Origin of the sequence: Olivibacter jilunii (assembly GCF_900607235.1) — a bacterium.
In the GTDB taxonomy this organism is placed as follows: Bacteria; Bacteroidota; Bacteroidia; order Sphingobacteriales; family Sphingobacteriaceae; genus Olivibacter; species Olivibacter oleidegradans.
Genome location: NZ_LR027859.1, coordinates 30,252 through 53,687 on the forward strand (window position 1 = coordinate 30,252; position 23,436 = coordinate 53,687).

Genomic DNA, 23,436 nt, shown 5'->3' on the forward strand with positions numbered 1-23,436 from the left:
CCCTTAGTGAATGATCAACTTTGTAGTGTTAATTCAGCATATGAATACTGTAAAAATTTCAATTATCACGCTATAAAATAATAAAGTTTAATCATTTGTTGCACAATTAAATAATAAGACCATGTTATACAAATATACGAAACTCAGGTTTGGGGTTTTGATTCTCCTGTTGGGTAATATATTGATTGCCTGTGAGAGCAAGCCTGAAAACGCATTAGAAGAAACGGCGACTGCTCATGACGATGCAGCCAAATTACCCGTAGATATTATGATCGCAAAAGAAAAAGAGCTTAATCACGATGAAATCGTGGTAGGAACAATGATGCCCTATCGCGAAGTATCCATTGTCAGCGAATTACCCTTAAAAATCACCCAAGTGGCTTTTAAAGATGGTGGCTACGTGAAACAGGGAACTATACTTTACACATTGAATGATGCCGATATCAGATCCCGTTTAAAGGAAATCGAGGCTGCACTGGAACTGGCACAACTGAATAAACAGCGGTTGTACAATCTTCTGAAAACCGAAACCGTAAAACAGCAGGAGTACGACGAGGCACTTATGCACTTCCGCTCCTTAGAGGCACGACAGGAATTGCTTCGCGTAGAACTTGACAAGACGGTGATCAAAGCCCCTTTTTCAGGAAAAATTGGTATTTCAAAAGTGCATACCGGAGCATATGTAAGGCCTGGTACAGATTTGGTTACCTTGCAAGACCAAAACAGTGTCAAAATCAATTTTTCCATTCCCGAAAGATACTTGCCATTAATAAGTACTGGAACGAAAGTACGGTTTACTACTGAGCTTTCTGAGCAACAACTTGAGGCTACCGTAGTGGCGACCGAACCCGGACTTGATGCTTCTGGCAGAAGCCTACAGGTTCAAGCCATGGCTAATAATTCCGATGGAAAATTCCGAGCGGGTCTGTCTGCAAAGATATATTTTGGTATCAGTGGCCAAGGTGCTAAAGGCGTAAGCGTACCAACCGAAGCCCTCATGCCCGGTGAGGGTGGGTACAATGCTTTTATTCTAGCCAATGGAAAAGCGAAACCTGTGGCAGTTACCATAGGTAACCGAACCGAATCAGAAGCTGTTATCACATCTGGTTTAAGCACTGGCGACAGTATCATTATCTCCAATATGCTACGCATTAGCGAGGGTATGCCAGTAAAAGCCATTATATCAAAAAATAATACGTTATGAGTATATCGTCACTAAGTATAAAAAAACCAGTATTGGCAGGAGTATTCTCTCTTTTGCTGGTTATATTGGGTATCATAGGATGGAAACAATTGGGAGTGCGAGAATTTCCATTGACAGAACCGCCGGTTATTTCTGTTATCACGTTTTACCCCGGAGCAAGCCCTGATGTAATTGCCTCCAAACTTACAAGACCAATGGAAGAATCCATTGCTGAAGCAAGCGGTATCCGTACAATTTCTTCCGAATCACGGGAACAGGTAAGCGTTATTTCAATAGAATTTAATCGCGACACCGATATTGAAGACGCCTTGAATGACGTTAGAGATAAGGTGGCCAAATCCCGTAAGCAACTTCCAGCTGATGTGGACCCACCGATTGTTCAGAAGGCATCTTCGGCGGATAATCTGGTTGCCTTTCTTGAAGTTGAAAGTGATACCAAGGACATCAAAGAAGTAAGTCATATTGCATCAACCGTCATCAAAGACAGAATGCAGTCTATTCCTGGCATTAACAACGTAGCTATCGTAGGCGAGCATAAATATGCCATGCGGCTCCGATTTGACCCCGTAAAACTAGCGACTTATAAACTTACGCCTGAAGATATCAGACAAGCTCTACTCAGGGAAAATATTGACCTTCCGGCCGGCCGGATAGACGGCGAGAATAGTGAGCTAAGCATACGGACACTTGGTCGGCTTACAACCGCAGAAGAGTTTAATGAAATGCTGATAAAGCAAACCGGCAATACGGTAATTAAATTGAAAGATGTTGGAACTGCGGAGCTTGGTGAAATGAATGAGCGTACAGCCATCATCAATGAAACCGGAAACTTGAACCGTATCGGCGTAGGGGTGGCCATCCAGATTCAACGGGATGCCAATGCCATTGAGGTAGTGGATGAGTTTTACAGACGCCTAGAACAACTGCGAAAGGATATCCCAACGGACTATCGTCTGATCGTCGGTTTTGACTTTACACGCTCCGTTCGCGAATCCATTAAGGAAGTAGAAGAAACATTATTTATTGCATTCGGATTAGTCGTGCTGATTATCTTCCTTTTCCTCCGTGACTGGCGTTCCACTATTATTCCTGTGCTGGCGATTCCTGTTTCGATCTTGTCTGCATTTTTTATTATGTATATAGCTGGATTCTCCATCAACGTCCTCACTCTTTTAGGATTAGTGCTGGCAATTGGGCTGGTGGTGGATGATGCTATTGTAGTGCTGGAGAATATCTATAAAAAAATAGAAGAAGGCATGACACCTATTCAGGCAGCATTTAAAGGGTCTAAGGAAATTTACTTTGCGGTTATTTCTACGACTATTACCTTAGCTGCCGTATTCTTGCCTATCGTATTCATGGGCGGTATCAGCGGTCAGCTTTTCCTGGAATTTGCTATCGTTGTGTCTGGTTCTGTATTGGTTTCAGCCTTTGTAGCGCTAACGCTTACACCTATGCTGAGTGCTTATTTCCTAAAAAAGAAAGAGGGACCGGGATGGTTCTACCGGGTCACAGAGCCATTCTTTGTTCGATTGAATAACGGATATGCCCATCTACTTAAGAATTTTATGCGGGTCAGATGGTTGGCCTGGGTCTTTCTGATAGCCACTACGGGGCTCATCTATTTCGTAGGGAAGCAATTACCATCAGAACTGGCTCCTGTAGAAGACCGTTCGAATATGAACTTAATTGCCATTGCTCCCGAAGGCGTTTCCTTCGATTACATGAAAAGAAACATGATGGAGGTAGGTAAATACGTAAACGATTCTACTGATGGATTGTACCAGACCTACTCGATGGTGGCCATTTCGTTCATTCCGGCCCCAGCACCTGTCAATATTGCCGTACAAAGTATCTACCTGAAAGATCCTAAAGAAAGAAAAGCTTCCATACAGGACCTGTATAATCAATATGGAGCAGCATCGGGCAATTTCAGGGGATTTCTTTTATTTCCTTACTTGCCGCCTACAATCGGTACACGATATGGTGGTGGTATGCCCGTACAGTTTGTATTACAGGCACAAAATCTGGACAGTCTGACTTCCGTACTTCCAAAATTTTTGGGAGCGGTACGTCAGAGTAAAAAACTTATGTTTGCAGATGCTGACCTAAAGATCAATAAGCCCGAGGTGAAAATCAGCATAGACCGTGAAAAGGCCGCCCTAATGGGTGTTTCCATAGAGGAGGTAGCCCGTACGCTACAGCTTTCTCTCTCCGGGCAGCGATATGGATATTTCCTCCGTAACGATCGTCAATATGAAGTGATCGGACAATTGTCTCGTTCGCATAGGAATAACATCAAAGACCTTAATGCTGTCTATGTCCATTCCACAACAGGCCAGATCATCCCCTTAAGCAACCTCATCACAACAGAGGAAGCGGTAAGTCCTGCAGCCATTTACCGGTACGATCAATACACATCTGCCACCATATCAGCTGCACCCGCACCCGGCGTTAGCCTTGCCGAAGCCATACAGGAAATTGAAGAAATAAAAGCCGATGTGCTGGGAGAAAACTTTAAGACTTCATTGGCTGGACAATCACGCGACTACACCGAAAGCCAAGGCAATATCACTTTTACCCTTATATTGGCGCTGGTGCTTATTTATATGATACTTGCGGCACAATTTGAAAGCCTGCGCGACCCGCTTACCATTATGCTTACCGTGCCAATGGCAGTAACAGGCGCAGTCCTCAGTTTGCACTGGTTTGGCCAGAGCCTAAACGTATTCAGCCAGATCGGAATTATTACCTTGGTAGGCCTGATCACAAAGAATGGAATTTTGATTGTAGAATTCGCTAATCATCTAAAAGATACCGGATTATCTAAGCTTGATGCGGCTATAACAGCTGCCGAACAACGTTTCCGTCCCATCTTGATGACATCGCTTGCGATGATATTTGGGGCATTGCCGATCGCCCTTACTGTCAACAGTCGCCAGTCTTTAGGAATTGTGATAGCGGGAGGTTTGGTCTTTTCGGGCATCCTCACACTATTTATTATTCCTGCAGTTTACTCCTATTTATCCAGCAGTAAGCGCAGAAAGGCTGTTGTGGAAGAAAACATAGAGGAAATAAGCGAATCGGCAGTGTCCTAGTTATAAATTTCGATTAAGTCACAATGAAAAAAACAGCATATATAATTATTACAACTTTTCTGTTATTAGGTGGTCACAGCCCCTTACAGGCACAGAAAAAACTGTTATCCCTTGCAGATGCTTTGGGAATGGCAAGTGAGGGAAATAAGGCGCTGCAGGTGCAGGTCTTGGAGGAAATTCACGCTGCGGCACTGACACGGGAGAAGAGAGGCACCTTGCTGCCAAGTATATCGGCAAACGTAGCCTACTCCCATTTCTTTGACAGACAGACAATATTCCTGCCCGGCTCGTTTGCTGGCACGAGCAAGCCGGTACAAGAGATAGCTGTAGGTGGCAGAAATGCCTACAATGGATTTATATCCCTTTACCAACCCATTTTTGCCCCCAGCATAAAGCGACAAACAAAAGCAGCTTTGATCAACGAAAAGATGCAGCACGGAAAAACAGCAGACTTCAACAGCAGGATTGCGCTTCGGGTATCTACTAACTATCTCGGTATATTGATGATGATGGGACAGTTAGATTTGCTGGAGCAAAGCCTGCAACGAAATATCAAAGCACTGAAGGATGCCCAGTCACTGTTTTTACAGGGGCGCGCATTAAAATCTGATACCTTACGGAGTTTTATCGCTGTTGAAAATTTAAAATCTTCGGTTTCGTATCTAAAAAACAGTATTAACGTGTCTACCATTGAGCTAAAAAGGCTTATTGGTTTGGAGGAAACAAACGATATACAATTGAGCGATAAACTCGATGTTGATCTACAGAGAAGTCAGTACGAGTTTTACACAGTAGATGAAGCATTGAAAACCGCAGAAGCAAACCGCAAGGATTTGGGCGTCCAAAAATTGGCTATTGATTTTCAACAAAAAAAAATGAAAGTGGCACAGGCAGAACTAATGCCTACACTATCGTTGATAGGGCAATATCAAGTGCAGGCGCAATCCGATGACATGCGATTTGGAGATTATGCCTGGCCGAGAACGTCGTTTTTAGGTGTGCAGCTTTCTGTCCCCATTTTTAATGGTAACCGAACTAGGTCTCAGATCAGTCAGGCAAATATCAGATTACAACAGGAACAGATACGTCTGAACGATTTCAAGGACGAAATCAAAACGCAATTGGCCACTATCATCAGCAAATGGAAAGAAGCAAAATCGCAATTGGAGATACAGAAAACAACGGTAAACTCGGCAGAGCTGAACTACCAAATGAACGAAAATCGCTTTGAAAATGGCTTGAGTTCAAGACTTGAACTGACAGATGCAGAACTGGCATTGACACAGGCAAGGATAAACCACCTGCGGGCAACCTATAATCTGCGGGTACTCCATACAGAACTGCAACATACGTTGGGGCTTTTGAGCCTTTGATAAAAGATAAATTTTAGAAGAACAATTTAAAGACAATTCATAAGATGAATAGGGAAACAATACAAGCGACAGACCAAGCTGCTCCATACCCCAAACGTTGGGCAGCACTTTTCTTGCTATGTACTGCACAGTTTGTGGTTATCATGGACACGTCAATCATTGGGGTGGCACTACCTGCAATAAAAGAAGATTTGGGCTATTCACAATCCGGCCTGCAATGGATTTTTAACGCGTACGTGATTGTGTTTGGTGGGGTTTTACTACTTGGCGGACGTTTGTCTGATCTTTTCGGGGCACGCAAGATTTTTATGTGGGGATTTGCTATCCTTACTGCCGCATCGTTGTTAGCAGGTATAGCCTGGTCGGAAACGGCACTTAATATGGGCAGGGGTTTACAGGGCTTAGGGTCGGCATTGATTGCCCCAGCAGCCCTTACGCTGGTCATATCCAAGTTTACCGACCCTAAAGAGCTGAACAAAGCTTTCGGTTTCTGGGGGGCATCAGCCGCTGCTGGAGGTTCGGCAGGGGTTTTCCTTGGTGGGGTGATTACCGAATGGCTTTCCTGGCATTGGGTGTTTCTGATTAATATTCCTGTTGGACTTCTTGTAATGCTTTTCAGTCAACGCTTATTGCTGAGGGGCGCCACTAGAAAAGGGAAAGTGGATGTTGCCGGTGCAGTACTGACTACAGCTGCACTTGTTTTAACGGTGTATACCATTGTATCAACAGAACATGCAGGTTGGCAGTCAGCACGAACCACCTTCCTATTTGGTTTATCATTGGTCTTGTTCATTGTTTTCTTCATAGTGCAGAAGCAAAAAAGCGAACCTCTGGTCCCCATAGGAATCTTTAAAGTCCCCAATCTTTTAGCTGGTAACCTCGTAATGGCGTTATTGGCAGGAGCATGGATACCGCTATGGTTTTTCCTCAATCTTTACTTACAGCAGATCCTGCACTATTCCGCCTTTCACAGCGGACTCGCCCTGCTACCCATGACCATCGCCATTATGGTACTGATGGTAGGCTTTACTGGAAAACTCGTAGCACGGTTTGGTTTTAAATCAAATATAATAGCCGGGCTTATGGTACTTGCAAGCTCGCTGTTGCTGTTTAGCAATATTCCTGCAGACGGGTCTTTCGTAATCAATGTCCTGCCAGCCTCTTTATTAGGTGCAGTGGGTATGTCCTTAACCTATATACCGGGGACAATTGCGTCCATGTCGGGCGCTAAACCTGAAGAAACCGGGCTCGCTTCCGGGCTGGTAAACACAAGTTATCAGGTCGGTTCTGCTTTCGGATTGGCCATCATCGTAGCTATTTCTGCTATGGAAACCAAGGCCGTAAAAATAAAGGGTGAAGCCGACATTGAAGCATTAAACGCCGGTTTTCAGACCGCGTTTTTCTCGGCGGGCATCGTATGTGTGGTGACGGCATTAATTGCGACGATTTCTATCAAAACCCTTAAACAATAAGGCGAGAAGGGTATGAAAGACATGGATAACGAATAAAATATTAATCAGTAAATTTTACAAATTAAAGCAAGAATAACGTAAGTAGGAGTAGCCTTTGTTTGCTCAACTTTGTATCATAGACAATAATAAAAATTAAAAGAAAATGAAAAATAAAAATCTTCAGTTCAAGACAAACCTTAATTGTGGAGGTTGTGTATCAAAAGTACAATCAGATTTGGATAATGCAAATGGAGTTTGCGAATGGAATGTGGACGTCGCCAATAATGATAAAATCCTTACCGTAAAATCGGAAGGTATTACAGAAGATGAAATCGTAGCGATTATCAAAAGTAAAGGCTTTAAGGCTGAACCAATAAGCGCTTCATCGCAATTCTAAAATTTGTATAAAAATGGTATTAGCCGTGGCTGTATTGTTGTACGGAGTTTCGGCATTACCCAATTCAAAGTCGCATTTAGACAATTAGATTAATATTAAAACGGTATTGATAGGGTTAAACACATAATCTAAAACAATATTGCTACAATCAGCGGTTTCTTGGAAATGTTAAGCCGTTACAATGCAGAATGCAATAAAAATAAATCATCAAATATGAACACACACCAGCACGCACAGCACAAACATTCCGATAGCAAAGGAAAATTTGAAGTAAAAATTGCTTCTGAGCCACAAGCGATCGAAGTGGGTAAACCGACAAAACTATCCATTGCCATTACCAAACATGGCAAAAATGTACCATTGGACGTTGTGCATGAAAGGAAAATGCATTTTCTGGTAGTGGATGAAGACCTAAGCTGGTTTAATCATACCCACCCTGAAGAACAGGCAGACGGAACATACAGCGTTTTAGAAACATTTCCATCAGCAGGAAAATACTTGTTGTTTGTTGATTACAAACCAATCGGCGCCGGGGCAGATATCAATAAGCAGGAAATCAATTTAACGGGTGAAAAGACTTTACAATTAGCAGAAACTGCGGTTAATTTTGTCTCCGCCACGGACGGGTTTACTGTAACTTTGTTAAACGGAAATGATTTTAAGACAAATGGAAACCAACGCTTGCAATTCACTGTGGAGAAAGATGGTCGCAAATTAGAGGAAAAAGATATGGAAAACTATCTCGGAGCACCCGCGCACATTGTGATGATAGGCCAAGTCGATAAAAACTTCTTACACATCCACCCTGTATCAAAGGAAGGTTTTCCAATTTATGCTGAAACCCATGTCGAAAAAGCTGGCATTTACAGATTGTGGGTGCAGTTTCGGATAGATGGGGTGGTACATACTGTTGATTTTACGATAAATATTACCGAAGGCGAAAAAACTGCGAAAGATGACAGAGCGATCATCACAAACATTAGGAAAAATCCTGATAGCAGGCCTAAATTAAGATAAGAAAAATGGTACATAATGCGCACGGCCCTATTTTATTAGCGTAAAAAAAGAAAACCGATGAGTTGTGTTTCCTCTTCTTCAGCATATCCTTCTGGTTCTCTATCCGTTACTGCAAAATAAAATACCTGCCATCTGCTTCTACAATAGCATCATTGGGTACAGCGGCAGTAGTCGGCAATTGTAGCAATTACCTGTCCCTTTTTTACATGATCGCCTATTTGTACAGTAAGTGCCTTTACCACACCGCCATATATAGAAGTTACGTTGGCCTTGTTGTTATTGGGCACCCTGAGCAAACCGTTGGCTTTTATGGTAGCGGTAAGTCCCTTTTTTTGGATTGAACCCAATTCTATACCTACCGTTTTTATTTGCTCTTCGGTAAGCGATGCAATGGTTGCTGTTCCTTCTTCGTGGGCTTCCGCTGCTTTAGCTTCTTGTTTTGGGTTCTTGTCGCTTTCCTGTTTATTATTGCCACAGGCTGAAATAAGAAGTACCGAAGCAATTATCGCTACCGTTATTATTTGATTTATATGGAATTTCATTTTTATCTTATTGGTTAATGAGCGAATAGATAGTAATAATAGACTGATTGACCTGCTGAATGCTTCTTAAATAGTCGAATTGTATGTCTGTAGCCGTTTCCATAGCGTAAAGATATTCGACGTAACTAAGTCGCCGGTGCGATAACCCAATTGGGCCGCAGAAGCAATATCCCTTGCATTGGGCACGGCTTTCTGCGGGTAATAGTTAAACTCTTGCAGCTCTTGCTTGTACTGGTTTATCGCATTTTGAAAGTTGCTAAACAGTAGCCTTTCCTGCTGTTGTGCACTGGCTGTGGCTGCCTGTTTCTGATAATCCAATGCCCTTACTTTTGCGAAAGCAGCCATTGCTCACCTTCAAGCTCGGGCCTTACACGTCCTTTCATGTTCACACTTACATCTGCTTCAATAAAAAATGGCAAAGTATATCTGAAACAGATACAGGGTTTCTAAAATTGAACTAGAGCCTGAGTTTCACGCCTCCGTTTATAACAAAGCCATCAACAGGAGCATAAATATCCCTGAATACAGGATTGGTGATACTTCCCGTATAAATGGTGTCAAATTTGGTCTGTCGGGTATCGCTGAAATTCTCCAAGTTTATGAAGATTGAAAAGCGTTCCCATAGTTTTTCTGCCATGAACCCGGTGGTCCAGTAGCCTTTGCCCGTAGCGCCATCATTGAGCTTTTGTTTGCTGAAGTAATAGGCTTCCAGGCCAATCTTCCACTGATCTTCTATTTCGTACATCAGCACATTGTTCAAACGGTGCCTCGAAACAAGCGGATAGGGGTTGCTGGTACTTTGGGTGTGCTGATTCACATCGGCCATGGTATAGCCGATGAACAGCTTAAAGTCAGCATAGGTAATCTTGGCGTTCGTCTCCATTCCTTTGGTATCCAGGCTGCCCTTGGCTTGCACATAGGCCAGGTTACCGCCGGTTGCAGCAGCTAACAGGATCGGATCGTTGATGCGGGTATAAAAAAACATGTGGTTGATACTGAACCCTACGTTACCATCAAAAAGTGAGGTACGGTAATTAACATCATAATTAGCTCCGTAAGAACGCTCCGCTTTTGTGTTAGCTACATCAATAGGCAATACATTCCTGAACTGAATACGCTCGGCATCTTCTGTGAATACAGTAGGTGCTTTATAACCCAGTCCACCGCCCAAGCGGGTTGAAAAATGTTCGCTGATCTTCCACAAACCGGAAATCTTCGGTAAAAGAAAGAAGCCATACGCATTGTGATAATCCCCGCGAATGCCCGATTCAATACTCAATTTTTCAGACAGATTCCAGGTGTTCTGGGCAAAGGCACCAATGGTATTGTAATTATAGTTTCTTAAGACTGTGGCGCTCTTCCGGTCTTCCTTGAAGTTGTCCGTCAGGAAATTGATACCCAATACCCAGTCCGCTTTTTCTCCATTCCGGCTATAATTAGCTTCACTATAAGTAGACGCCTGTACACCGGAAAAAAGATAGTTTGGCAGACCGATACTACGGTCATAATAGCTTACTGAATTGCGCAATGTCAGCTTCTGGTTTTCATCTATTTTGTGATTCATTTCGATCTGCGTACTATAACGCCCGGTTTTGTTTTCTTCAAAATAAGCGTGGTTTGCGCTGCCATTTCCTTTAACGTATTCCAGGTCACCCCCGATCCGTTTTTCAGCGGTGGCGTTAATCCCGGCAGACAGGGTGGTCGCTGCATTGAAATAAAAGTATAGTTTAGGGTTTAAAGTAAAGCGATCAAACTTAGGAATAGCCGTTAAGCCAATATCGGAAGGATCGTAGGCCGTTCCTTTATTATAGGCACCGTAAACGGTAATACCAATTTTATCAAATTTTTGCGCGTAAAAACCGCTGGCATCTAAGCCCAGTGCCGAAGTTCCGTTCAGCAGAAAATTGAGCTGACGTTCTTCGGTAGGCTTTTTGGAAACCAGGTTCACAAGCCCGGCAATAGCTCCACCACCATAAAGGGTTGAAGACGATCCTTTGATCACCTCAACCTGTTGTAAGTCCAGCGGAGCGATCTGTAACAGGCCCAAGCCGCCTGAGAAGCCGGAGTACAGCGGAAAACCATCACGGATAATCTGGGTATATTTTCCGTCAAGTCCCTGAATACGTATGGCCGAGTTACCACTCGTAGCGGATGTTTGCTGCGTTTGTATGCCGGTGCTTTCGGCCAGCAGCATACGAATGTCGCCCGGTTTCATATTGCCCTTTTCGTCCAGTTCTTCGCCAGAGATGACCTCCACACGAGTAGGTATATTGTCGATGGTACGGCTGCTCCGCGTAGCGGAAACCACCACTTCTTCCAGCTCTTCATCCTCTTCGGTTGCTTCTAGTAAAACGGTAGCTGCTGCAGTTTCGGCAAGCGGAAAGGTTAAGGTATCGGTTTTAGTCCGAAAACCTACATAGTTATATTGTATCACCTGCCGGCCAGAAGTTATTCCGGTAAGCGTTACCGAACCGGTATTGTCAGATGTTGATCCAAGTGTTGTCCCCAGAACTTTTACGGTTGCTCCCGGCAGGGGTTGATTTGTTTTTGCGTCTTTGATGATCGCTTTGTATGTGTTTTGGGCATAGACCATGGCTGTAAAAAACAGCATGGCCAGAAGCACAATTGTTCTTTTCATGATTTGATTTTGTAATACTGATTTCGATAAATAAGTCCATCTCGGACAGTGTGTAAAATGTGGACTTAATAAAGCTTAGGCGGCTGCCAGATGGAAAGGGCAATAAGAGGCAGTCCGGCCGTAATGTAAGCCGTATTATGCTTTACAGGTTTGATCGGTATGGCGAAGGTAACTGCCTGCTGTGTGGTAAATGTGAATCCGATGCAAGTTCCGCATAAGTAGAACGGAGAGCAATCTTTGCAGGAATCATCTGATTGCCCGTCGCATACGTGTTTTTCCTTTTGCGTTGTTTCATGTGCACATGAATCAGCCCCTTCCAAAGCACAGCAAGGTGCGACGGAAAGCACGACTACAATAATGGCCAGAAATAAGGATACGAACTTCACGCCGTAAAAATATTCATTTAAGATTTAAATCTTAAATGAATTTGATTTCAAATAGAATTCCCGTTGAAGCCCGCTTTTCAATGATATCAAAGCAATAAAGTGCGTCCAACTCAATTGTCGTATTGCTGATCCGACAATTAGTTCACGAAAATATTGTGACAGACCTATGTATTCTGCTTAAACAGGTCAAAAACAACCATACTTGATTGATTTTAACACTTAATAATCTATTTTCTTTGGATTGATATATTCCAGCAAAGGGACTTTAAGAAAATCTTTGTCATTGTCAGCAATTAAGGTGAGCCCGTTAACAATAGCTGTAGCGGCAATAAGGGCATCAGGCAACTTCAACTTATAAGCCTTCCTAATTCTTATCGTTTCTGCAACAATACGCTCATCAACTCCCAATATTGTAGAGCTGTTAACAAATTGGTGGAACGTTTCAATGTCTGAGGGATTTTCAGGAGACCATACTAACAATTCAATTTCTGTAATAAAGGATATTACACATTCTCCATCTATTATCTCATCGATCATTTCCAATGAAGCATCTGGAAATGTACCGTTGAGGTACTTAATTACGGCTGATGTATCAATTAGGTATCTCTTCGCCATTCGTTACGCAATTTCTCCAATTGTGTATCTATTTTATTTTCGCTCATAGGAGTTTGAATTTTCTTCCTTAACGAAGATAACTTGACGGGGCTTTTCATCATCTTTATCAGATTTAACTCTTCAAGCTCTTTCAATAAGCGATAAGCTTTTTGATTCGTCAACTCTATTACTATTCGTTCCATATAACAAATTTACGCATAAGTGGTGGAAAAAGAAAGATTAACGCGATGCTTTAACAAGCATCGCGTTAATCTTTCTTTATTGTTTCAATTATTCCTCGTTTGCACGCGTGCTTGTAGACGATTTGCATCCCGTTTACTTTTATCGACCTGTTCCTCTAAATTCTTGATCTGGTCAGAAGAGCAACCTTGGTACATTATGTTCACTCCCTGATTACCATCATAATTGTTAAAGTGGTTTGTATAAGTGGCCTTTTCTTGATAGTTGAGTATATATTCTGGGGCTACTCCGAAAATCTCCGATAGCTCGTAAAGTCTTGACACTGTAACGTCTGCAACATTATTTTCTATATTACTATACGCTTTAACTGTTATACCGAGAGCCTTTGCTACATCCTCTTTGTGCAAGCCTTTTTCCTTTTCTCGGATTTCTTTAATATTCTCTCCAATCTTCATATCTTAAATATTTAAAATTCTATATTATTGTTTTTCAATAGTGCTTCAAGTAAAGAGATTCGTTTCCGTTCGCTTTCTAGCAATTCCTCTTGTAATTTAAGGATTTTCTTATTGTTTTCGGACTCTACATTTGTTCCGCCTTGATGCATAATATTAGTCCCCTTATTGCCGCTTTTGTTGTGAAAATAATTATAGAATTCTTTCTTCGATTGCTTATAGTTCAGGATATATTCTGGACTACATTCAAATATTGAAGCAATCTCTTCCAGTCTAGTTAAACTGATATCTGTAACATTATTCTCAATGTTCCCATATGCCCTTTCGGAGATATTTAACCTATCGGCCATATAGCTCCTTTTAAAGTTTTTTTCGGTCTCTCTAATTTCTCTTATATTATCGCCAACTTTCATGTTAAAAGGTTCAAAAATCTATTGGTATATTGTTTTCGCGCAACAACTTTTCAAGCTTGGGTATCCTTTTTAGCTCTTCACTATACAACTCTTTGTATGCTTTCCTTACTTCTTTTTGATCAATTCCCTGAATCTTAATATTTGTTCCCGAATTATCACTATGATTAAAAAAATAATTTTTTATTCCGTTGGTCGGTTCGTTAAGCTGAAGTAATTCTACAGGAGTTAAAGACAAAACACTACAAATTGCGTCCAACATACTTAAAGTTATGTCAACATCATCATTTTCAATTGATTTGTATTCATCAACACTAATTTTCAATTCGTCGGCCATAAACTCTTCAGTATACTTGTGAGCTCTTCGGATCTCAATGATGTTTTTCCCTATTTTCATTTTATAAATTTTTACGATCGTAAATATAGTAAAACTTCCACAGAAGAACAAATACTTCTAAATAAACTTCCGTACAAATTCATCTTTCTGAACTACAACATCAATTACTAGAAGCGATTTTCTCTAATTTTCATCACATTTGTTTTTTCTTTGCTGTTCCTAACAATAGATTATGAAAAAGAAAAAGACACCAAAATCAATCCAAACCATTTTAGAAAAGGTTCTAAAGGGTTACCGTCTATCTAAGCTTTTTTCATATCAATCCTTTAAATTTCGTCCGATAGTAATACTAACTGATGAAGAAATCACTGTCAATAACTCGAATTTCAATCTAACGATTCAATGTGCTGCGGAAAAAAGCACTAAAAAGGACCTATACAAGAATCTCATTAAATCTCCTGTTTAGCCCCTTTCCCCTTCTTTCCAAAAAGAAGTTCAACCTAATTTTTAACCAAACCGTAATCACAGAAAATGAATTTAACGCTCATAAGGGCTTTGCTGTGCCCAAAAGGCGAGCTATCGGCTTTCGGCAATCGGCTATCAGCTAAATCCCTGTTCAAGAAAAAAAGTACTAATAAAAGAAATATCACCTATCTCCACGCTACTGTCCGTCCCCATTTTTTGGGACGAACGACCGTGTGCAGGGACGAACGACATAAAATTATTGCAAATGGCACTCTAGGGATTATTAACAGATGTTTCCCTAAGCTAGACATGAAGCCCAATTTGGCCAAAGTGGCCTTGCGCGGCCTTAATCCTTATAGCTCATACCTTAAACCTTACACCATATACCTTATAACCTTAAAGATTTTGTTCTGTGTTTGTTTGGCACACGCCCGGCAGTCCTCCTCCACGGAGGCTGCCACCGGCGTGGCTTTGCAGCAAATAACGCTGAAGGGTAATGTATTGTCAGCGGTTAATGGCGAACCGCTTGAAGGAGCCACCGTACGTACCGAAATCACCTCTATAAAGACTGATCAGAAAGGGAATTTCACTGTCATAACCAAAAAGAACAAGGGAACATTTACGGCCACCTATTTGGGTTATCAAACCAAGGAAATTCAGTACGATATTTCTACCAGCCAGTACTATACCGTAAAACTTGATCCACAGCAAAATACCCTAGATGAAACCGTCGTAATTGCTTATGGACAAACTACCAAACGCTTCAACACCGGTAGTGTTGGGCGTATAACCGCAGCAGAAATTTCAAGGCAACCGGTTGCCAATCCTATAGCTGCGTTACAGGGGAGAATTCCGGGAGTAGAGATAACACAACAGAGCGGACGTACGGGATCAAATTTTAATGTTCTTATCCGTGGAAGAAGTTCCATCGACAACGGCAACGAGCCATTATATATTGTAGACGGGGTACCTTGGTTGAGTAATAGTATAGGCCAGATAACGGTTACGGGAGGTTCAAGCAGTCCATTCAATAACTTAAATCCGAACGATATAGAAAGTATAGAAGTGTTAAAAGATGCGGATGCAACTGCTATTTACGGTTCACGAGGAGCTAACGGTGTTATTTTAATTACCACAAAGAAAGGAAGCGTCGGAAAAACCGAAGTTGATGTTAATGTATATAACGGATTTAATAAGGTCGCAAATATTGTTCCTTTAATGAATACCGAAGAATATCTGAATATGCGGAGGGAAGCATTGAAAAACGACAACATTACACCTACGGTTACAAATGCACCTGATCTTCTGCAATACGATCAAAATACATTTACAGATTGGACGGATCTCTTGATCGGAAGTAGCTCAAATGTCACCAATGGTCAAATTACGTTATCCGGTGGAACCGGCGAAACGAATTTTAGGCTCTCGGGAGGATTTCGATCGGAGGGAAACGTATATCCTGGCGAAGAACTAAATAGGCGCTATAGTGGTCAGTTAAACCTTAATCACAGTACAAATGACAAAAAGTTCCTGGCAGTTATGAGTGTCGGTTATTCCAACGACAACAATAATATTCTACCATTCGATCTGACTTCCGGGATATATTCTACTCCTAATTTAAAGCCTTTTGAAGATGATGGTACCATGCTTTATGGAAACTCTCCTTTTTCGATGACCTTACATCATTATAATCAATTACAAACCAATCTTATTACAAACATCAACTTATCATACTCACTTTTTAAAAGCGTAACCTTACGATTAAATAATGGATATACAAAAACAGATAATGATCAAATAGAGGTTACTCCTTTAGCTGCATTTGGGAATAATTCTACAAGAACAAGCGGCGAATCCCGTTTTTCAAATTCAGCATTTAGCAGCTGGATTTTAGAGCCCCAACTTTCATATCGGAAGACTTTCAGCGATCATGCCTTTGACATTTTGTTCGGAGGTACGTGGCAACAGGAATCTCTTAAAGGAACGAGAATCAATGCAACTGATTACAGCAGTGAAGAACTTCTATATACTACCACTGGAGCGGCATCAATTACCGCAAGTGAACAATACAGCTTATATAAATATCAGGCAGTCTTCGGAAGAATAAACTACCAATTTAAAAATCGTTATTTAATTAACCTGACAGGCAGAAGGGATGGATCGTCGCGATTTGGACCAGGGAAACAATTTGCAAACTTTGGAGCGCTCGGAATCGCATGGATATTCTCTGATGAGCATTTTATAAAAAACAAATTGCCAAAAATGAGCTTTGGAAAAGTGCGTGCAAGCTTTGGCACTACCGGTAACGATAAAATCGGTGATTATCAATTTTTGGACACGTATGGAGGAGTTGCCTATCCTTACGATGGTGTTAGCGGGTTAAAGCCACAACGCCTATACAATCCAGATTACGGTTGGGAGAGCAATCGCAAACTTGAATTTTCTGCCGATTTGGGTTTTTTCGATAACAAAATTTTGTTTTCAGCAGGATGGTTCAGAAACAGAAGCGGTAATCAACTTTTGCAATATTCCCTTCCAACACAAACAGGCTTTACCGGAGTTACAAGAAATTTACCGGCGTTAGTGGAAAATAGGGGATGGGAAATAGAGTTGAACACCATAAACCTTGCGAACACGGCAATAAAATGGAACACAGCATTCAACATAACCATTGCGGGTAATAAGCTGTTAGATTTTCCAAATCTTGAAAAATCTAGTTATGCAAGCCAATATTCCATAGGTGAATCGTTGAACATTATGAAGGTTTATCCATACTTGGGTGTAGATCCAATGACCGGCCTTTGGAGTGTGGATTTAAACGCCGGCAGATCAGTCGTCAAGGATTTAAGCACAAAATTTTACGGCGGACTAAATAATCAATGGCAATACGGTCGATTTCAATTGGATGTATTTATTCAGTTTGTGAAAAAGAATGCAAGAAATTATCTCTCCAGTTTACCGGCAACAGCCGGTATTCAGGGAGCCAACATGCCAAAACTGTTTGAATCGCGATGGCAAAATCCCGGCGATATTACCGATGTACAAAGGTTCGGCACCGTTGCACCCGCGACAACAGCGAGGACAAACTTCCTGATTTCAGAAGGGGCATTTGCGGACGCATCTTTTTTACGGCTAAAGAATATATCCTTAAGCTATTCACTTCCCGCATCGGTGACCAATAGAGTAAAAATGAAACTAGTAAGGTTTTATCTACAGGGACAAAACCTCCTAACCATTACAGGCTATAAAGGCAATGATCCCGAAGTAACTAATATGACGGTATTACCACCATTACGGACCGTTACTCTGGGAACACAAATTACCTTTTAGGCATCAATAAACTAAAAATAATGAAAAGCATATACTTATTTATGATCTTGATTTATCTGGCATCCTGCAAAAAATTTGTTGAGGTCGATATGCCACCCAATCAGTTATTTTCCGAGAATGTCTTTAATGATAAAACTTCGGCAAACGCCGCATTTTCCGGTATATACAGTGAGTTATCTACTATAACGCACCCATTAAACGCAGATATACAGATCGCAGCGTCTATGTACAGCGGTATTTTAGAATATACAAAATCTGAACAGAGCTATCTCGATTTTGGAAATAAGGCGATCCAGATCAATAACTCAATCGTAGGTAGTATGTGGACCGCTACATACCAAACGATTTATCAGGTCAATTTGGCAATACAAAAACTCCAGGCTTCTTCTTTGGAGTTATCGTTGAAAAATCAATTATTGGGAGAAGCTAAGTTCATTAGGGCATTCTGCTACTTCTATTTTGTAAGTCTATACGGTGGTGTTCCATTAATTACGGAAAATGCATATGAAAATAATGCAGGAGAAGCTCGTGCTATACCTGCAGCAATACATGAACAGATTTTAGCAGATTTAACAGATGCTATCGAATTGCTTGCGGATATCCGAGGCGAGGGTGAGAAAATCAGGCCCGATTATTTCTCTGCTTGCGCTCTGTTATCTAAAGTGTATCTATCCGTTGGAAATTGGCAGAAAGCTTTTGACTTCGCATCTTTAGTTATTGACCAGGGAGAATACGAGCTGGAACAAGATTTGCGCAATGTGTTCGCAAAGGAAAGTAAAGAAACGATTTGGCAACTAAAGCCATCATTTCCTTTTTACAACACCAACATCGGTCGAATTTTAACGCCTTCTTTAACAAATAACACGATTCCTAATTTCTGCTTAAGTGACCAATACATACGGTCATTTTTACCTGAAGACAAGAGATTTAAGGAATGGATTGGAAATAAAACCGTCGAAGAAAGGTCTTTCGCATTTCCTTATAAATACAAAGTACAGTCAGGAGGAAATCTGACAGAATATCAAGTGATATTCAGATTGGCCGAAATATATCTGATCCGGTCGGAGGCGGCTGTGAATCTTGGGAATTTTGAAGAAGCGCTGCAGGATATCAATAAAATAAGAGATCGTGCCGATCTGCCCCCTGTCGTTAATGAAATTTCGAAGACACATCTTATTGATATTCTCACTACGGAGGTACGTCATGAATTATTTACGGAATGGGCGAATGAATGGCTTGTTGAAAAGAGGCTTAATGATACTTCCATAAAGCTATGGCCGATTCCCTTAGCTCAGTTGGAGCTAAATCCAAATCTTGAACAAAATAATGGCTATTAAAATGAAAATCAGATTTTATTTGAGTGTATTTACTATCATATTATTTAGCATGAACGGTGCCTATGCCCAATCCATGGATATTAAGGAACTAAAGGTAAATGACACTATACCCAGCGAGTTGCTACTAGGCACGCCAAAGGATAGAACTGAACCGATCAAATTTTCGGACATTAAAAGAAAACTTATAGTGATAGACTTTTGGGCAAGCTACTGTCAACCCTGTATCAATGCCCTTCCTAAATTTCAAAAACTTCAACATATTTTTAGAGATGAAGTGCAGTTCTTAATCGTTACACATGAAGACGAAAATCGGGTAGAAGGCTTACTGAGACGATCAGAAATTACAAAAGAGATTGACTTTTCCATACCATTTTTGGTTCGGGATACCATACTGAGAAAATTGTTCCCACATCAGGTAATACCGCATGAAGTAATTATTGACTCCTCGGGTATCATTAAAGCCATTACATATGAATCGGAAATCACGGAAAAAAACATTCGCTTAGCTCTATACACCGATAAAATCAATGTAGCTTCCAAGAATGATTTTCAAGCTAATATCGATTCCATAAAATCGGACGAGCCTGAAATATGGTTATCTAGCCTACAGTTGGGAGGAAATGGTAGGGGCAGTGTAAAACACTATCGGAATAACGAATACATAAAATCCATAAGCTTGGAATTTACTCCGATAAATTTGTTTTATAAAGTTTATTCCTATTTCAAACTTGGTCAATTAGCTCCGCTGAATGTGAAAAGGGTTTTGGTACAGGTGAACGATTCTGCAAATTTTAAGAGATATGCAAATAGAGATTTACGTCCATTACCTTTCTTTCCGAGCCGATTTCCATACTTACATTACAACAATCGTCAAGAATACGATAATGATAACACATATATCTACAAACTCCATGTACCTTATGGAACAGCAGATTCTAGTATTTTCCGTGTTGCGATGGAAGATTTAAATCGTTATTTCCCGATTAAGGGAAAGGTTGAAAAACGAAAGGTACCAGTGTGGGTTATCCGCCGGAATAATAAACAACCGATAAAACCTTCAGACGGCGATAGCTCCAGATTAATACTTACAAATACGGAGATCGGCATTGTAAATAAGCCAATAGACGACATTTTCTTTTTACTGACCCGTTTTGTAAACGCTGATCCATTCATAAATGAAACTGGCCTGAAATATCCCATAGATCTTGTAGTAAATTTCAAAAACTCTAAGCTGCGAGATCCAAAAAATGGACTCGTTAACAATAGTCCTTTGGATAGCGAAATACTAAAAAACACGCTTGAGGACAAAGGATTGACAATGGTTCGGGAATATCGGGAAGTCGACTTATTAATCGTTAGTGACTAGTTAGGCGATTTAATCCCCGTATTCTGGAGATTAGTACGATATTATCATAATACAGCGCCGCTATAACGCCTTTATTATAAGCTAAGCTTTTGAAAATCTTGTTATTATGTAAAGGGAGATAAAAGCTCCCTTTATATTTTTCATTCATGAAATCGTAAATATCAACTGGCACATTTTTCAAATATTTCTGTCTCTCTTCATTGTCTGCTTTCAAGTTGGAACAGACAAAAATTAAATTTTTATAGATACAGCTTTTTTTGTTCGTTACCAGCAATGGTTTTCGACGATCCATATCGGGATTATACTTGATTGTATCAATAGTGTTCAGTGTTTTTTTTCTATGCAGAGTAGTGTCAAAAATTACAATGTTGTTGTTATAATAGTGCATATAGATACAGAGGCCAAATGCCTCGGCATAGTGCAGCTGACCATCTGTACTTAGTCCGCTATTATTGCTTTTGAAAGTAATATCATGCTCCCATTGCGAAATCGGATCATTTGTATTGATATACCTAAATCTCATATCCTTGGTATTACGAGAATACTGCCTGATCACGAAGGAGTGTCGGGAAATTCTTAGCGCATATGAAAAAGGGTTATCTGTTATTCTTTTTTGGGATAGTGGTTCAAGCTCGAAAATAGATGCAAGTTTTTTTGCAAAAAGGGTGACATCATCGCAATTTCCGCTCATTGAATAAGAGAATGTACTACCTATTATTGCCTTAAGAGAATCAGATAAGTTCCATTGTAATGTCTCTGTCCTGAGAGCACTAAGATGCAGGACTTTTATGATGCCCGGTGAATCAGTTGAAAAAAGTATCTTCGAATCATCAAAATATATTATTTCTCTTAAAGGACTGCCGAAGTTTATCCTTTTTGGGTCCTGTAACTCTATATCTAAAAATTTTCTAAAAAAACCGTTGCTGCGCTTATTTGGAAAATCGGTGTTTTCCCAGAGTAGGAAAACAAGGCTGAGACCAAGCAAGATTGCAGCAACGATTTTAAGAACAATTGTCATGGCTGACTAATTAGAACTTAGTTGCTCCTCCGTTCCATTCCTCGATATTGTTTGGATTTCCGACTTCTTGAGCGCATTCTTGTCCCGAAGACGGACATAGTGCTTGGACTGTAGCCAAATCTCCTTCAAGTCCAAAGTTTGGATGGCTTTCATCTGTTATTCTGTACACTTCCTGAACTTTAGTCATCGGAGTTACTGAAACTTCAGCAGCATTTACTTTGTTATCATCATTCATTACCCAGTTTGCAACACCGACCAACCCTGCGGCCAGTGTTATTCTTAAAATTATTTTTTTCATTTTTTTTGTTATTCAAGTTTATCTGTTAATTCGCTTTTCATGGTAGAAGAGACCGTCGTACAGTTGTTCATCATGGCGGTGGATGAGGAAATAAGGTGTTCAAAAATTTTTTCATAATCCTATTTGTTTTTGTTGGTTGGTTTCCTGAAGTGCGACTCCGGTTATGGCTAGAATTAAAAATATGATATTGAATATCAGATGCTCTTCCCAAGTGAGTGATTCAACGGCTGCCGAGCACAAGCAAGACGTAAAATAACTGTAATTAACTAGCATGTATATATAAGCGGTAAATAAGCTCATAAGAAAAACCGATGCGTACAAGCCTTTTAATCTTGTTTTATCTATACTTAATGCAACGGCCACTGCCAACTCAACCAATGGTGTCCCTATTGCAATTATGAAAGCATAATTCATAAGAAATGGGGACTTACCCAATTCGCTGTAAAACCTCTCAAAGCGAATTGCCTTGTCAAATGCAGTTAAACCAAAAAGAGCAATGAGAAGAATAGCAACTACTTCCAATGTTATATCTTGCCAACTCTTCCTTTCCTTTTTTCTTTTTATGTCGATATACGAGGCATCCATCTTAGTATCTTAAAAGTTGTGATCTAATATGATAAAGTTCTGAAAGTGAGAAATAAATCTTTGTATCAGTTTTCGAAAACTTTTGTCGGATATGAGACATGGTCTTGTCGTAAAAGACACAGATTCTTGTCACAAAAGCGATAAATTTTTAGGTCATTAAACATGCTTAAGCAGCCTTTATGTTAAACTAGAGCAGTTTTGAAAGAAATGTTGTGTGGAATAAAATGGTTTCACCCCATAAAAATCGTCGGTGTGAAAATCTGCTTATTTTTGGCTTGATGTAGAGAAAACCTACGATTTTACAGTAGTGATTTTATTTGATAATCTTGTACAGATATCTCCTGTCAATTTGTAGGTATTGGGCCTGTTGTTCAATGGTCAATTTTCTGGCAAGATCAGGATATTCCATAAGAAAGTAATTATATCGGTCTGTTGCATTTTTAATTCGCAGCATGATCTCTCTTCCGGCACCTTCCACTACGGCCTCTTCATAAATTTCCAGCAGCATTCTGTACATATTGATGTTGTTGCGTGCAATGGCATCTGCGCGTAAAAGGTTAAGGGCGTATCCTTCTGTATCATTTAAAACCTGAATAAGTTCCTCTTTTTTTGTTCCGGATAGAAAGCCATTACCCGGCACTATAAAACCTTTGTCGATTATCCATAAGCAGTAGTCTCCACTGGATTTAGAAACCACACTTCTTACCAGACCACCTGTGATATAATAAAGATATGCAGTAGAAATACCTGTAGGATAGGAAATCACCCAGCTTCGTTTAAATGAAATTGGGGAGAAGAGATCCTCTAACAACATGATGGTCTTTTCGTTAGCTGTTTTTAGGGATTGTAGTCTTTGTCGTAATTCCACCATAGCCTGAATTTTATTCATAAAGGAAAAATTATTTTTTCAATAAAATGGGTGGTGAGGGTGGCGCGG

At 40.5% G+C, this 23,436-nt stretch carries 22 protein-coding genes; 9 read left to right on the plus strand and 13 right to left on the minus strand.

Going from position 1 to position 23,436, the window contains the following annotated elements; translation table 11 throughout:
- The first annotated feature begins 121 nt into the window (after positions 1-121).
- From E0E36_RS25285 to E0E36_RS25310, 6 genes are all read left to right on the plus strand, one after another.
- Positions 122-1,204 carry an efflux RND transporter periplasmic adaptor subunit gene (locus E0E36_RS25285; protein ID WP_130858277.1) on the plus strand — a complete coding sequence of 361 codons (1,083 nt, stop codon included), beginning with the start codon at positions 122-124 and terminating at the stop codon, positions 1,202-1,204.
- Positions 1,201-4,302, plus strand: coding sequence for an efflux RND transporter permease subunit (locus tag E0E36_RS25290; RefSeq protein ID WP_130858278.1), 3,102 nt, complete (start codon positions 1,201-1,203; stop codon positions 4,300-4,302). The genes E0E36_RS25285 and E0E36_RS25290 overlap by 4 nt, the downstream gene beginning before the upstream one ends.
- Positions 4,303-4,325: 23 nt before the next feature.
- Positions 4,326-5,675: a TolC family protein gene (locus E0E36_RS25295; protein ID WP_130858279.1), complete on the plus strand. Its 1,350-nt coding sequence runs from the start codon at positions 4,326-4,328 to the stop codon at positions 5,673-5,675.
- Positions 5,676-5,719: 44 nt separating this feature from the next.
- Positions 5,720-7,147: an MFS transporter gene (locus E0E36_RS25300; RefSeq protein ID WP_130858280.1), complete on the plus strand. Its 1,428-nt coding sequence runs from the start codon at positions 5,720-5,722 to the stop codon at positions 7,145-7,147.
- A gap of 142 nt (positions 7,148-7,289) precedes the next feature.
- Positions 7,290-7,523: a heavy-metal-associated domain-containing protein gene (locus E0E36_RS25305; RefSeq protein ID WP_130858281.1), complete on the plus strand. Its 234-nt coding sequence runs from the start codon at positions 7,290-7,292 to the stop codon at positions 7,521-7,523.
- A gap of 213 nt (positions 7,524-7,736) precedes the next feature.
- Positions 7,737-8,540, plus strand: a complete 804-nt coding sequence (locus tag E0E36_RS25310) for a hypothetical protein (protein WP_207303812.1) — start codon at positions 7,737-7,739, stop codon at positions 8,538-8,540.
- Positions 8,541-8,689: 149 nt separating this feature from the next.
- Here the strand turns inward: E0E36_RS25310 and E0E36_RS25315 are convergent, their stop codons facing one another.
- From E0E36_RS25315 to E0E36_RS25360, 9 genes are all read right to left on the minus strand, one after another.
- Positions 8,690-9,082, minus strand: coding sequence for a biotin/lipoyl-binding protein (locus tag E0E36_RS25315; protein WP_130858282.1), 393 nt, complete (start codon positions 9,080-9,082; stop codon positions 8,690-8,692).
- A gap of 66 nt (positions 9,083-9,148) precedes the next feature.
- Positions 9,149-9,427 carry a hypothetical protein gene (locus E0E36_RS25320; RefSeq protein WP_130858283.1) on the minus strand — a complete coding sequence of 93 codons (279 nt, stop codon included), beginning with the start codon at positions 9,425-9,427 and terminating at the stop codon, positions 9,149-9,151.
- 112 nt (positions 9,428-9,539) lie between these two features.
- Positions 9,540-11,720: a TonB-dependent receptor gene (locus E0E36_RS25325; protein WP_130858284.1), complete on the minus strand. Its 2,181-nt coding sequence runs from the start codon at positions 11,718-11,720 to the stop codon at positions 9,540-9,542.
- Between the two features lie 65 nt (positions 11,721-11,785).
- Complete coding sequence (locus tag E0E36_RS25330; protein ID WP_130858285.1) at positions 11,786-12,106, minus strand: DUF6660 family protein; 321 nt, start codon at positions 12,104-12,106, stop codon at positions 11,786-11,788.
- A 219-nt stretch (positions 12,107-12,325) separates the two neighbouring features.
- Complete coding sequence (locus tag E0E36_RS25340) at positions 12,326-12,721, minus strand: type II toxin-antitoxin system VapC family toxin (protein ID WP_130858286.1); 396 nt, start codon at positions 12,719-12,721, stop codon at positions 12,326-12,328.
- Positions 12,703-12,903: a hypothetical protein gene (locus E0E36_RS25345; protein WP_130858287.1), complete on the minus strand. Its 201-nt coding sequence runs from the start codon at positions 12,901-12,903 to the stop codon at positions 12,703-12,705. Before E0E36_RS25345 ends, E0E36_RS25340 begins: the two co-directional genes overlap by 19 nt.
- An 84-nt stretch (positions 12,904-12,987) precedes the next feature.
- A complete protein-coding gene (locus tag E0E36_RS25350; RefSeq protein ID WP_130858288.1) occupies positions 12,988-13,356 on the minus strand; it encodes a helix-turn-helix domain-containing protein in 369 nt (122 codons plus the stop codon).
- An 11-nt stretch (positions 13,357-13,367) separates the two neighbouring features.
- Complete coding sequence (locus tag E0E36_RS25355) at positions 13,368-13,766, minus strand: helix-turn-helix domain-containing protein (protein ID WP_130858289.1); 399 nt, start codon at positions 13,764-13,766, stop codon at positions 13,368-13,370.
- A 10-nt stretch (positions 13,767-13,776) separates the two neighbouring features.
- Positions 13,777-14,160 (minus strand): helix-turn-helix domain-containing protein, encoded by a 384-nt coding sequence (locus tag E0E36_RS25360; RefSeq protein WP_130858290.1) that lies wholly within the window; start codon positions 14,158-14,160, stop codon positions 13,777-13,779.
- A 471-nt stretch (positions 14,161-14,631) separates the two neighbouring features.
- On the opposite strand from E0E36_RS25360, the gene E0E36_RS25365 reads away from it, so the two are divergent.
- From E0E36_RS25365 to E0E36_RS25375, 3 genes are read left to right on the plus strand one after another with little or no spacing between them, the layout of a single operon-like run.
- Positions 14,632-17,895, plus strand: a complete 3,264-nt coding sequence (locus tag E0E36_RS25365) for a SusC/RagA family TonB-linked outer membrane protein (RefSeq protein ID WP_130858291.1) — start codon at positions 14,632-14,634, stop codon at positions 17,893-17,895.
- Positions 17,896-17,915: 20 nt separating this feature from the next.
- Entirely contained in the window at positions 17,916-19,232 is a 1,317-nt protein-coding gene (locus tag E0E36_RS25370; RefSeq protein ID WP_130858292.1) for a RagB/SusD family nutrient uptake outer membrane protein, read from the plus strand.
- A 1-nt stretch (position 19,233) separates the two neighbouring features.
- Positions 19,234-20,598: a TlpA family protein disulfide reductase gene (locus E0E36_RS25375; RefSeq protein WP_165447079.1), complete on the plus strand. Its 1,365-nt coding sequence runs from the start codon at positions 19,234-19,236 to the stop codon at positions 20,596-20,598.
- Here E0E36_RS25375 and E0E36_RS25380 read toward each other — a convergent pair.
- The 4 genes from E0E36_RS25380 to E0E36_RS25395 all read right to left on the minus strand — a co-directional run bounded on the left by E0E36_RS25380 (position 20,588) and on the right by E0E36_RS25395 (position 23,388).
- A complete protein-coding gene (locus E0E36_RS25380; protein ID WP_130858294.1) occupies positions 20,588-21,616 on the minus strand; it encodes a hypothetical protein in 1,029 nt (342 codons plus the stop codon). The two genes, E0E36_RS25375 and E0E36_RS25380, sit on opposite strands and share 11 nt — an antisense overlap.
- Before the next feature lie 10 nt (positions 21,617-21,626).
- A complete protein-coding gene (locus E0E36_RS25385) occupies positions 21,627-21,914 on the minus strand; it encodes a hypothetical protein (protein WP_130858295.1) in 288 nt (95 codons plus the stop codon).
- Positions 21,915-22,025: 111 nt separating this feature from the next.
- Positions 22,026-22,499 (minus strand): MauE/DoxX family redox-associated membrane protein, encoded by a 474-nt coding sequence (locus E0E36_RS25390; protein ID WP_130858296.1) that lies wholly within the window; start codon positions 22,497-22,499, stop codon positions 22,026-22,028.
- 313 nt (positions 22,500-22,812) lie between these two features.
- Positions 22,813-23,388, minus strand: coding sequence for a Crp/Fnr family transcriptional regulator (locus E0E36_RS25395; RefSeq protein WP_130858297.1), 576 nt, complete (start codon positions 23,386-23,388; stop codon positions 22,813-22,815).
- Positions 23,389-23,436 lie beyond the last annotated feature (48 nt).